At 65.6% G+C, this 12224-nt stretch carries 11 protein-coding genes and 1 riboswitch; of the genes, 8 read left to right on the forward strand and 3 right to left on the reverse strand.

The features are described from left to right. Nucleotides 1–582 (reverse strand): NuoB/complex I 20 kDa subunit family protein, encoded by a 582-nt coding sequence (locus ACFOJ9_RS19500; RefSeq protein ID WP_013531090.1) that lies wholly within the window; start codon nt 580–582, stop codon nt 1–3. Then, nucleotides 573–938 (reverse strand): NADH-quinone oxidoreductase subunit A, encoded by a 366-nt coding sequence (locus ACFOJ9_RS19505; protein WP_010910112.1) that lies wholly within the window; start codon nt 936–938, stop codon nt 573–575. The genes ACFOJ9_RS19500 and ACFOJ9_RS19505 overlap by 10 nt, the downstream gene beginning before the upstream one ends. A 331-nt stretch (nt 939–1269) precedes the next feature. Here ACFOJ9_RS19505 and ACFOJ9_RS19510 point away from each other — a divergent pair, with 331 nt between their 5' ends. The 8 genes from ACFOJ9_RS19510 (at nt 1270) to ACFOJ9_RS19545 (ending at nt 11493) form a co-directional block, all read left to right on the forward strand. Next, the gene (locus tag ACFOJ9_RS19510) at nt 1270–2469 is read left to right on the forward strand and encodes a winged helix-turn-helix domain-containing protein (protein WP_378980495.1); all 1200 of its coding nucleotides are present in this window, start codon (nt 1270–1272) and stop codon (nt 2467–2469) included. Nucleotides 2470–2498: 29 nt separating this feature from the next. Further along, nucleotides 2499–2702, forward strand: a riboswitch (cobalamin riboswitch). A 39-nt stretch (nt 2703–2741) separates the two neighbouring features. Beyond that, nucleotides 2742–3170 (forward strand): DUF1636 family protein, encoded by a 429-nt coding sequence (locus ACFOJ9_RS19515; RefSeq protein ID WP_378980496.1) that lies wholly within the window; start codon nt 2742–2744, stop codon nt 3168–3170. Between the two features lie 2 nt (nt 3171–3172). Further along, nucleotides 3173–4225 (forward strand): cobalamin biosynthesis protein CobW, encoded by a 1053-nt coding sequence (gene cobW, locus ACFOJ9_RS19520; protein WP_378980497.1) that lies wholly within the window; start codon nt 3173–3175, stop codon nt 4223–4225. A gap of 18 nt (nt 4226–4243) precedes the next feature. Continuing rightward, nucleotides 4244–7879: a cobaltochelatase subunit CobN gene (locus ACFOJ9_RS19525; RefSeq protein WP_378980498.1), complete on the forward strand. Its 3636-nt coding sequence runs from the start codon at nt 4244–4246 to the stop codon at nt 7877–7879. Further along, complete coding sequence (gene cobG, locus ACFOJ9_RS19530; protein WP_378980499.1) at nt 7876–9342, forward strand: precorrin-3B synthase; 1467 nt, start codon at nt 7876–7878, stop codon at nt 9340–9342. The genes ACFOJ9_RS19525 and cobG overlap by 4 nt, the downstream gene beginning before the upstream one ends. A 2-nt stretch (nt 9343–9344) precedes the next feature. Then, entirely contained in the window at nt 9345–9977 is a 633-nt protein-coding gene (locus ACFOJ9_RS19535) for a precorrin-8X methylmutase (protein ID WP_378980500.1), read from the forward strand. After that, entirely contained in the window at nt 9974–10732 is a 759-nt protein-coding gene (locus ACFOJ9_RS19540; RefSeq protein ID WP_378980501.1) for a precorrin-2 C(20)-methyltransferase, read from the forward strand. Before ACFOJ9_RS19535 ends, ACFOJ9_RS19540 begins: the two co-directional genes overlap by 4 nt. After that, the gene (locus ACFOJ9_RS19545; protein ID WP_378980502.1) at nt 10729–11493 is read left to right on the forward strand and encodes a precorrin-3B C(17)-methyltransferase; all 765 of its coding nucleotides are present in this window, start codon (nt 10729–10731) and stop codon (nt 11491–11493) included. Before ACFOJ9_RS19540 ends, ACFOJ9_RS19545 begins: the two co-directional genes overlap by 4 nt. On the opposite strand, the gene ACFOJ9_RS19550 is transcribed toward ACFOJ9_RS19545, so the two are convergent. Next, entirely contained in the window at nt 11481–12224 is a 744-nt protein-coding gene (locus ACFOJ9_RS19550; RefSeq protein ID WP_378980503.1) for a cobalt-precorrin-6A reductase, read from the reverse strand. The genes ACFOJ9_RS19545 and ACFOJ9_RS19550 overlap by 13 nt on opposite strands.

Genomic DNA, 12224 nt, shown 5'->3' on the forward strand with positions numbered 1-12224 from the left:
TTACCGTTCGATCGTGCCGGTGCGGCGGATCTTCTTCTGCAGCAGAAGAATGCCATAGAGCAGCGCTTCGGCGCTCGGCGGACAGCCGGGCACATAGATGTCGACCGGCACGATGCGGTCGCAGCCGCGCACCACAGAATAAGAATAATGGTAGTAGCCGCCGCCATTGGCGCAGGAGCCCATCGAGATGACGTAGCGCGGCTCCGGCATCTGGTCGTAGACCTTGCGCAGCGCCGGCGCCATCTTGTTGGTCAGCGTGCCGGCAACGATCATGATGTCGGACTGACGCGGGGACGCGCGCGGCGCAACACCGAAGCGCTCCGAGTCGTAGCGCGGCATCGAGGTATGGATCATCTCGACCGCGCAGCAGGCGAGGCCGAAGGTCATGAACATCAGCGAGCCGCTGCGCGCCCAGGTGATCAGTGCTTCCGTCGAGGTAACGAGAAAGCCCTTGTCGGCGAGTTCGTTGTTGATCTCGAGGAAAAACGGATCGTCCTCCCCCACCGGCCTTCCGGTGTTCGGATCGATGATGCCCTTGGGCTTCGGCGCGACGAGGGTGCCTGAACTGTCGTTCAATCCCATTCCAGCGCTCCTTTCTTCCATTCATAGGCAAAGCCGATCGTCAGCACTGCCAAAAACACCATCATCGACCAGAAGCCGAGCATGCCGATCTTCGAGAACGACACTGCCCACGGAAACAGGAAGGCCACTTCCAGATCAAAGATGATGAACAGGATCGACACCAGGTAGAAGCGGATGTCGAATTTCATGCGGGCGTCGTCGAACGAGTTGAAACCGCACTCGTAGGCGGAAAGCTTTTCAGGATCGGGATTGCGGTAAGCCACCAGGAAGGGTGCGGCCAGCAGCGCCAGGCCGACAACCAGCGCCACGCCGATGAACAGCACGATGGGCAGGTATGAGCTTAGAAGTGCGTTCATGCTCGGCTTTCCGTTGGCGCCAATCCACGTTGATTACAGCACCGGACCCTAATGCGGAAGCGTGACAGTTTAACCGCTGAACCGTTTTAAGGGCCTATGCTGCAACGCGGCGAGGGTTAGCGCAGCACTTCCAGCGAAGCAAGTCAAACCTTGTTCAAAACACTGACCTGGACGGCATATCCGAGGAAACTGGTCCGATCCGCTCCTGTTTGATTTCCTTCGCTTTTTACTCCACTTTTCTCTGCTGACATGGTTGCCGCCAAAACCCTGCTAGCATGGCCCGGAATCAGTCATCCGACCCTCGGTCAAAACACTTCAAAGTGATGCCTGCATGAAGGAAAAGATCTCGCTCCCCACGGCCCGGCGCATCGCGCTTGCCGCCCAAGGGTTTCTCGATCCCCGCCCGACCGGTACGCCTGACCGCCGGCATTTCGCCCGCACACTCTCCCGCACCGGCCTGTTGCAGATCGATTCCGTCAGCGCGGTGGTGCGCGCTCATTATATGCCGCTCTATTCGCGCCTTGGCCCCTACCCGCTCGCTCTGCTCGACAATGCCGCGGTGACGCGCAAGCGCACAGTGTTCGAATACTGGGCGCACGAGGCCTCCTTCCTGCCGGTCGAGACCTACCCGCTGATGCGCTGGCGCATGCAGCGCGCCGAGCGAGGCGACGAGATGTATCTGGGCCTCGCCAAATGGGGCCGCGAGCACGCCGCCTATATCGAAGAGATCTACCGCCAGGTCGCCGAGCGCGGCCCGATCGCCGCTTCCGCACTCGAAGGCCAGAAAGGCTCGGGTGGCTGGTGGGGCTGGAGCCATGCCAAGCACGCCTTTGAATGGCTGTTCTGGGCCGGCCGCATCACCACGGCGCATCGCCGCGGTTTCGAGCGCTTCTATGATCTGCCCGAACGCGTGCTGCCGCAGGCGATCCTCGATCTGCCGGTGCCGGCCGCCGAGGACGCGCACCGCGAATTGCTGCGCATTTCCGCCCGCGCCCATGGCATCGCGACATCAGGCGACCTGCGCGACTATTTCCGCCTGTCGCCGGCCGATATGAAAGGCCGGCTGGAGGAACTGGTCGAAACGTGCGAGCTGCTGCCGCTGCGTGTCGAAGGCTGGGACAAGCCCGCCTATCTTCATAAAGACGCCCGTCTGCCACGAAAGATCGAAGCTCGCGCCCTGCTGGCGCCGTTCGACCCGGTCGTCTTCGAACGCTCGCGCACGGAGCGGCTGTTCGATTTCCACTACCGCATCGAGATCTACACGCCGGCCGACAAGCGGCAATACGGCTATTATGTCCTGCCGTTCCTGCTCGGCGACAGGATCGTGGCGCGCGTCGACCTCAAGGCCGACCGGCCTGCCAGCGTCCTGCGTGTCCATGCGGCCTATGCCGAGCCCAACGCGCCACCGCAGACGGCCGCCCAGCTGTTCGAGGAACTGAAGCAGATGCAGGGCTGGCTGGGCCTTGAACGCATCGAAGTGACACCGGCTGGTGACTTGGGTCCGGCGCTGGCCGACCTGACCGCGTCGTAAGCTCGCGTTGACACCGCTGCCCGCAAAAGCCTAAATCCGTTCCAGACGGTCTCCTCTCTTCAACGAGAGGAGCCAAGAGGGAATGCGGTGCGGGACAAAATCCCAAATCCGCGGCTGTCCCCGCAACTGTAAGCGAAGAGCCAAGGCCGAAAGCCACTGGGAATTCCCGGGAAGGCGGCTACCCAAGGCGATGACCCGCGAGCCAGGAGACCTGCCGTCTGCGACTGTAGAATCCGATCGCCCGGCGGGTTTCCGGGCAAGGAGCCCGATCTTTGGACCACGACAGCAGTTTTTCGGCTGGCACAGCGGATATTTCGTCCGGCCATGATGATGCCTTGGCTGGCGTCACGGTCATCGTCTGCGCTTCCTGCCGCGATGAAACCGGCTCCGACGCCCATCCCCGCGCCGGCGCACTGCTGGCGGACGACACGCGCCGCGCCGCATCTGGCGAAGACATCCGCATCCGCAGCGTCGAATGCCTTGGCAATTGCAAGCGGCGTCTGAGCGCCGCCATCCTGCGCGACGGTTGCTGGAGCTATGTCTTCGGCGACCTGACCGCAACCAGCGGCGCCGATCTCGTCACCGGAGCCAAACTCTTCGCCACCTCGAAGGACGGCCTGATCCCATGGCGCGGCCGTCCCGATAGCCTGAAGCGTGGCCTCGTTGCCCGCATCCCTCCCCTCGACCTGTTGAAGGACTGACCATGACCGCTCCAGATTCGTCTGCGAACCTCTCCCGCGTTCCCTGCACCGTCGTCACCGGCTTTCTCGGCGCCGGCAAGACGACGCTGGTCCGCCATCTGCTGGAAAACGCCGGCGGCAAGCGTCTTGCCATCATCGTCAACGAATTCGGCGACATCGGCATCGATGGCGAGATCCTCAAGGGTTGCGGCATCGACACCTGCCCGGAGGAAAACATCGTCGAACTGGCCAATGGCTGCATCTGCTGCACCGTCGCCGACGATTTCGTGCCGGCGCTCGACCGGATCCTGTCGCTGACGCCGAGGGTCGACCACATCCTGATCGAGACGTCGGGCCTGGCGCTGCCTAAGCCGTTGGTCCAGGCTTTCCAGTGGCCGAGCGTGAAAAGCCGGGTGACCGTCGACGGCGTCATCGCCGTCGTCGACGGGCCGGCATTGGCAGAGGGTCGCGTCGCCAACGACATGGACGCCCTGCAGGCGCAGCGCGCCCAGGACGAGACGCTCGACCACGACGATCCGGTCGAGGAGGTGTTCGAGGACCAGATCGCCTGCGCCGACCTGATCATCCTGTCGAAGAGCGACCTGATGGACGCCGCCGGCACCGCCCGCGCCAACGCCATCATCAACGAACACTCCGCCCGCGCGGTGAAGATCGTGCCGACGTCGCATGGCAAGGTCGATCCCTCGGTGCTGCTCGGGCTCGGTCTCGCCGTTGAGGACGACATCGAGAACCGCAAGTCCCATCATGACGGCGCATTCGATCATGAGCATGACGACTTCGACACGTTCATTGTCGACATTGCCTCGATCGCCAATCCCGATGAGCTGGCAAAGCGCGTCGCCACCGTGGCCGAAGAAGAGAACGTGCTGCGCGTGAAGGGCTTCGTCGAGGTCGGCGGCAAGCCGATGCGGCTCTTGCTGCAGGCGGTCGGGCCGCGCGTCAATCATTACTACGACCGCGCCTGGACGGCGCAGGACGACCGCCGTTCGCGCCTCGTCGTCATCGGCCTGAAGGGGCTGAACCGTCCGGCGATCGAGCGTATACTCGCCGGCTGATTTCGGACACGGGTTGCGATGCACATCCTAACCACGACATCCGCCTCGCTCGACGACCTCGCCGAGCCGGTCGATCTGCGGCAGACGCCGGCGGATATTGTGGCCCTGTCCTTCACCGACAGCGATCTCGCCGGACTGGCGGCAGCCTGGAAGGCCGAAGCGGAACACCTGCCCTCGATGCGGCTGGCTGCCCTGCGCGACCTGCGGCATCCCATGTCCGTCGACCTCTGGGTCGACAGCGTCGCCCGCCACGCCAAGATCATCCTCGTCCGCATCCTCGGCGGCTACGACTGGTGGCGCTACGGTTGCGACCAGCTTGCCTCGACCGCCCGCGAGCGCGGCATAAAACTGGCGCTGCTGCCCGGCGAATGCCGAGACGAGGATCTGCGCCTGATCGAAGCCTCGACATTGCCGCGCGAGGAGTTGGACGGCCTGCTCGACTATTTTCGCGAGGGCGGCCCGGCGAATATGAGTGCGCTGGTGCGGAGGCTGGCGCGGTTGGCGGGACAGGATGCGGCTGTTGCAGAGCCGGTTGCCGTGCCGAAAGTTGGCTACTACGAACCCGGCCGCGGCGTCGTCCCCCTCCCCCTCGAGGGGAGGGTCCGGCCGCAGGCCGGGGGTGGGGTCCTCTCCGAAGCGCGCCGACTCAAAGAAACGCCGCGACCGGTCGTACCAACCCCACCCGGCCCTGCGGGCCACCCTCCCCTCGAGGGGGAGGGAAATGTCATCCCCATCCTGTTCTACCGCTCCATGTTGCTGGCCGCCGATGTCGCGCCCATCGACGCGCTTGTTGAAGCGCTACGGCAGCGCGGCATCAACCCGGTCCCCATCTTCGTCTCCAGCCTCAAGGATCCGACATCCCTGGCGTTCGTGGAAACGGCGCTTGCCGCGCTGAAACCCGCGGCCATCATCACCGCGACCGCTTTCGCGTCCGGCGCCGAACCCGGCGTCGAAACCCTGTTCGACCGCGCCGGCGTGCCTGTCTTCCAGGTCATTGTCGCCACCACCCGCCGCGACATCTGGGAGAACAACCAGCGCGGGCTGGCGCCCGCCGACCTTGCCATGCATGTCGTGCTGCCCGAACTCGACGGCCGCATCCTCGCCGGCGCCATTTCCTTCAAGGGCGAAAGCGAGACCGATCCAGCACTTGGCCACCGCGCCTTCGCCAACCGGCCGGAGCCGGATCGTGTGGCGCAAGTTGCTGACCGCGTCGCGGCCTTCATCCGTCTGCAGGAGACGCCCCGCGCCAAGCGCAAGCTGGCGATCCTGATCCCGGATTATCCCAGTGCTCCTGGCCGCACCGGCTATGCCGTGGGCCTCGACGTGCCGTCGAGTGTGCTGGCCATGCTGCACGACCTGAGCGAACAAGGCTATGCCGTTGAGGGGATTCCGGAGACGCCGCGGGAACTGCTGGCGCGGCTGGACCAGGGCGGGCATGGCTTGGCCTTGAGGGATTATGTGGAGTTCTCGAAGGCACTGCCGTCTGCGGCAATTGCTGCCGTAGATGCAGCTTGGAAGGCTGAATATGAGGTAGGTTTGTGCGAGGCACCCCCCTCTGTCCTGCCGGACATCTCCCCCGCAAGGAGGGAGATCGGCAGTTCCGCCATCGGCGCTCATTCTGCGACGTTCGTAGCTGGCGAAAGCGGCAATGAGAGCTCAATCTCCCCCCTTGCGGGGGAGATGTCCGGCAGGACAGAGGGGGGTGTTCAAGCGCCGACCGCCGCAAAATTCCCCTTCCGTGCCGCAACCTTCGGCAACATCACCGTCACACTCGCCCCCGATCGCGGCCGCTCCGCCGACCGCCGCGCCGACTACCACGACCCGACTTTACCCCCGCGCCATGCGCTGATCGCCTTCGGCCTATGGCTGCGCAAGTCGCTCGGCGTCCATGCGCTTGTCCATGTCGGCGCACACGGCACGCTGGAATGGCTGCCGGGCAAGACGGTTGCACTTTCGGGGAACTGCTTTCCCGAAATCGTCACCGGTCCCCTGCCCGTCATCTATCCCTTCATCGTCTCCAATCCCGGCGAGGCTGCCCAGGCCAAGCGGCGCATTGCCGCCGTCACCCTTGGTCATCTGCCACCGCCCCTGACCGGCGCCGGGTTGGACGAGAACCAGCACAAGCTCGAAAGGCTGGTCGACGAATATGCCCAGGCCGACGGGCTCGACCGCCGCCGCCGCGACCGCCTGGCCAAGCTGATTGTCGAAACCGCGCAGAAGACCGGCCTCGCCTCCGAAGCCGGCGTCGCCAGCACCGACGCGCCCGACGAGGCCTTGCGCCGCATCGACGCCTGGCTCTGCGACCTCAAGGACTTCGCCATCAAGGACGGGCTGCATATCTATGGCCGCGCTCTGGAGGACGAGCCCGACGCCATGCGGCGACAAAGCGCTGAAGCCGAGAAGACGGCGCTGCTCGCCGCGCTCGATGGCCGCCACGTCAAGGCCGGTCCGGCCGGCGCGCCCGCGCGCGGCCGATCCGACGTTTTGCCCACTGGCCGCAACCTGTTCACATCGGACCCACGCACCATGCCGACACCGACCGCCTATGATCTGGGCAAGGCGGCGGCGGAAGAAGTCGTGCGCGGCTATATGCAATCGCATGGCGACTGGCCGCGCTCGCTGGTCATCGATCTCTGGGGCTCGGCCTCGCTGCGCACCGGCGGCGAGGAGATAGCGCAAGGCCTGGCGCTGATGGGCTGCCGGCCGCAATGGGATTCGGCGACCGGCCGTATCACCGGCATCGAGGTGCTGCCGCCAGCGGCCCTCGGCCGCCCGCGCGTCGACGTCACCTGGCGCATTTCAGGCTTGTTCCGCGACATGTTCCCGACCCAGATCGCACTGATCGATGCCGCCGCCTACGCCGTTGCCGCCCGCGACGAGGACGATACGGAAAACCCGCTCGCTGCCAAAACCCGCACTGACGGCAAGATCAGCCCGCGCATCTTCGGCACGTCGCCCGGCACCTACGGCGCCGGCGTCGAGGATCTGCTGTCGAGCGGGGACTGGGCGGCGCGCGAAGAAATCGGCCGCGCCTATCTCGACGCCACTTCGCATGCCTATGGCGGCACTGACGGCGAAGGCGTCTCCGCGCCCGGCGCCTTCGAAGGCCGGATCGCCGAGGCCGATCTTCTCGTCCACACCGGCGACGATCCCGGCCGCGATATCCTGGAAGGCTCCGCCGACGTCGCCTTCATCGGCGGCTTTTCGGCCGCCTTGGCAACTCTCGGCAGAAATGCCGACGTCATCGTGCTCGACACCACCGATCCGCAAAGGCCGAAGCCCCGCTCGGTAGGCGAAGCGGTATCGCGTGTGGTGCGCGCCCGCGCCGTCAATCCACGCTTCATATCAGGCCAGATGCGGCACGGCCCACGCGGCGCCTCGGAATTCGCCGAAACCGTCGACCGGCTGGTCGGCTTTGCCGAAACCACCCACGCCATTTCGGGCACCCTGATCGAGGCGGTGCATGATGCCTATCTAGGCGATCCTCTTGTTCGCGCCTTCATCCTGCGCGAGAACCCCGCCGCTGCGAAAGTCATCGCCGAGCGCTTCCTGTCGGCGCGCCGGCGTGGCCTCTGGCATCCCCTGCGCAATTCCATCGACGACGGTCTCACCGCCCTGATTGCCGAGGCAGAAGCGCTTGGGGTGGCGGCATGAACGCCTTCTCGCGTCGCGGCGCTTGTCCGGCCTTGTCGGCGCCGATGCAGACCGGCGACGGCCTGCTGGTGCGGCTCAACCCTGTGGACGGAGGATTGTCGCCGAAGTCGTTGATCGGACTAGCCCAATCTGCTCTGCGGCACGGCAACGGCATCATGGAAGTGACCGCGCGCGGCAGCTTGCAGATACGTGGATTGACGCCGCAAAGTGCCGCGCTGCTGGCGGCGGAGGTCGATGTGCTGGGTATCGCCGTGCGCACCGGCGTTCCAGTCGAGACCGGCCCGCTGGCCGGCATCGACCCGCAGGAGGTCGCAGACCCACGCCAGTTGGCGGAGCGGGTCACAGTGGCGATCGAGGAAGCGGGGTTGGCGGCCAGGCTGGGGCCGAAGGTTTCGGTGGTTGTTGATGGCGGCGGGCAACTGACGCTGGATGCGGTGACGGCCGATGTGAGGTTGGCTGCAATGCGCATTGATGTGGGGGTTCGGTGGCGAGTGTCTGTCGCGGGTGATGGGTGGAATGCGAAGTCACTTGTCACGGTGGAAGGCGATGCAGCGCGCGATATCGCCGTTGCGGTGCTCAGGATGGTTGCCGAGAAAGGCCGTGAGGCTCACGCGAGGGATCTGTCGGAGAGACAGTTAGCCTCTCTCGCAAGCTGGCATTCTATGGCGCCCCCCTCTGTCCTGCCGGACATCTCCCCCTCTAGGGGGGAGATTGCGCTCGGAGAGCCGCGTTCGCCAATTATCAATGCTGAAAGAGAAGAGCCTGCGGTGAAGCTGCCAATCTCCCCCCTTGAGGGGGAGATGTCCGGCAGGACAGAGGGGGGCGCCGTAGAGCACTCTCGCCGGCCAATTGGCTTCTTCAACACAAGCCACGCCACCGCCCTCGGCATCGCTCTCCCCTACGGCAGCATGCCGGCGGACAAGATCATCGCGCTCGCCCAACACGCCCTCACCCTCGGCACAACCGAAATCCGCCTCGCCCCCGGCCGTGCCCTGCTCTTCCTCGGTCAGCCACCCGCCGCCAACCAACCCCTCCAAAACGCAGCCGCCACCCTCGGCTTCGTCATCGCCCCCACCGACCCGCGCACGCGCATCGCCGCCTGCCCGGGCACACCAGCCTGCGCCTCCGGCCGCATCGCCACGCGCGACATCGCCGAGACGATCGCGGCTGAAACTGCCGACATCCTCGACTTCACCCTGCACATTTCCGGCTGCGCCAAAGGTTGCGCCCACCCCGGCTCGGCGGCACTGACGATTGTCGGCGGCGAAAATGGAGCCGGACTTGTCGTGAACGCGACGGCAAAGGCTCTTCCTGCCGGCTACAGGCCGGGCTATGACGCCGCGCGCGGCATCGGCCGCGTCGCGGCAATGATCCGCAGCACACGATATCAAGGCGAAACCGCCGCCGCTTGCCTGACAAGGCTCGGGCCGGCCGGTATCGCCGAGACTTACCGACAGGAATGAGCATGGCCGCCTACGACTATATCCATGACGGTACGGCGATCTACGAGCGCTCCTTTGCCATCATCCGCGCCGAGGCTGATCTTTCGCGCTTCTCCGAAGCCGAGGCCGACGTCGCCATCCGCATGATCCATGCCTGCGGGCAAGTCGAAGCATCAAGTCATTTTGTGTTCTCCAAGGATTTCGTTGCCGCTGCCCGCACCGCTTTGGCGGCTGGCGCGCCGATTTTCTGCGATGCGGAGATGGTCTCGCATGGCGTCACCCGCGCCAGGCTGCCGGCCGGCAACGAGGTGATCTGCACCTTGCGCGACCCGCGCACGCACGGCATTGCCAAAGCGATCGGCAACACCCGTTCGGCCGCCGCGATCGACTTGTGGGGCGAACGCATGGCCGGTTCGGTGGTTGCCATCGGCAATGCGCCTACCGCGCTGTTCTATCTTCTGGAGAAACTGCGCGACGGCGCGCCGAAGCCTGCAGCCATCATCGGCATGCCGGTCGGCTTCGTCGGAGCCGCCGAATCGAAGGACGCGTTGGCCGACAATTCCTACGGCGTTCCCTATGCGATCGTGCGTGGTCGGCTTGGCGGCAGCGCCATGACCGCCGCCGCACTCAATTCGTTGGCGAGGCCCGGCCTGTGAACGCCCTTCCAAAAGGCCGTCTCGTCGGCGTCGGCACCGGTCCCGGCGACCCCGAACTGCTGACGCTGAAGGCCGCGCGGGCCTTGGCGGCAGCCGATGTCGTGGCTTATTTCGCCAAGCGCGGCAACAACAGCAACGCGCGCGCCATCGTCGAAGCGCAGTTCCGGCCTGAAATGACGGAACTGCCACTGCTCTATCCCGTCACAACCGAAATCGACAAGGATCACGACGACTACCGCTCGCAGATCACGGCTTTCTACGAGGAGTCGGCCGAGAAGGTCGCCGAACATCTCCAGGCAGGCAGAATGGTTGCGGTGCTCTCCGAAGGCGATCCGCTTTTCTACGGCTCTTACATGCATCTGCACGTGCGCCTCGCCCATCGTTTTCCGACCGAAGTCATTCCCGGCGTCACCGCCATGTCCGGCTGCTGGTCGCAGACTGGTGTTCCGATCGTCCAGGGCGACGATGTGCTGACGGTGCTGCCCGGCACGATGAGCGAATTCGAGCTGACGCGCCGGCTGGCCGACACCGATGCCGCCGTCATCATGAAGGTCGGCCGTAACCTGCCCAAGATCAGGCGTGCACTTGAAGCTACGGCCAAGCTGTCGCGCGCCGTCTATGTCGAGCGCGGCACCATGGCCGGCAGCGTCTCGATGAAGCTTGCCGACAAAAAGGACGACAGGGCGCCCTACTTCGCCATCGTGCTGGTCGCCGGCTGGTCCGGCCGCCCCGGCGTCTTGGGAGGCGAAGCATGAGCGCCCGTCTCACCGTCATCGGGCTTGGGCCCGGCAATGCCGATCAGGTCACCCCGGAAGCCAGCCGTGCCGTGACGGAAGCCAAATTCTTTTTCGGCTACAAACCTTATCTCGACCGGCTGGAATTGCGCCCCGACCAGACCCGCGTCGCTTCCGACAATCGCGAGGAACTCGCCCGCTCCAAGGACGCCCTGGTCAAAGCCGCAGAGGGCCATGACGTCGCCGTCGTCTCCGGCGGCGATCCCGGCGTGTTCGCCATGGCGGCGGCCGTCTGCGAGGCGATCGAGGCCGGCCCAGTCGAATGGCGCGCGGTCGATGTCGCCGTCGTGCCCGGCATCACCGCCATGCTGGCCGTCGCCGCCCGCATCGGCGCGCCGCTCGGCCATGATTTCTGCGCCATCTCGCTGTCAGACAATCTGAAGCCCTGGGATCTGATCGAATTGCGCCTGCTGGCGGCGGCCGGCGCCGGCTTCGTCATCGCGCTCTACAATCCGATCAGCAAGGCGCGCCCCTGGCAGCTTGGCCGAGCCTTCGAGTGCCTGACCGCGATCCTACCTGGCACCACCCCGGTGATTTTCGGCCGCGCCGCCGGCCGCCCGGACGAGCGCATCGAGGTCTATCTGCTGGCCGATGTCGAGGCAGAGAAGGCCGACATGGCGACCTGCATTATCATCGGCTCGCCGGAAACCCGTATCATCAAGCGCGGCGAAAGGCCGGCGCTGGTCTACACGCCGCGTTCGTCGACGGGTCAGAGAAAATGATCGACCATCGCGGCCAGCGCTTCGACGGTTTCAGCCGCGGGAACATCCGGCAAGGCCGGCCGTCGGACCAGGACCACGTCGATGCCGAGCGCCCGCGCCGCGGCGATCTTGCCGTAGGTTGCCTCGCCGCCGCTGTTCTTGGACACGACGACATCGATGCGATGCTTTTCGAGCAGCGCGCGCTCGTCGGTCTCGCAAAACGGGCCACGGGCCAACAGATAGACGGCATCAGGCACGGCCAGCGCGGGCTCGATCGGATCGACACTGCGGATGAGATAGTGATGCTGGGGCGCTGCCTCGAAGGCGGCCACCTCTTGCCGGCCGAGTGCCAGGAAAACGCGGCGCGGCGCGGGCCCAAGCGCTTGCGCGGCATCGCCAAACGTATCGACCAGCGTCCAGCGGTCGCCTTCGACAGGCTCCCAGCCCAGGCGTCGCAGGGCAAGGATCGGCACACCGGCCACGCGCGCGGCTTGCGCGGCATTGGCGGAAATCTGCGCAGCATAGGGATGCGTGGCGTCGATCAGCAGGTCGATGCCCGTCTCCATGAGATAGGCGGCCAGCCCGTCGGCACCGCCAAAGCCTCCGGTTCGCACCGGCACGCCTTGCGCAACAGGGCTTTCGGTGCGCCCGGCCAGAGACAGCGTGATCGACAGATCGGCGCGCGCGGCCAGTTTTCCAGCCAATTGCCGGGCTTCCGTGGTGCCGCCGAGGATCAGAATGCGGTGGGTCAT

The organism is Mesorhizobium cantuariense (genome assembly GCF_042647205.1).
Lineage (GTDB): Bacteria > Pseudomonadota > Alphaproteobacteria > Rhizobiales > Rhizobiaceae > Mesorhizobium > Mesorhizobium cantuariense.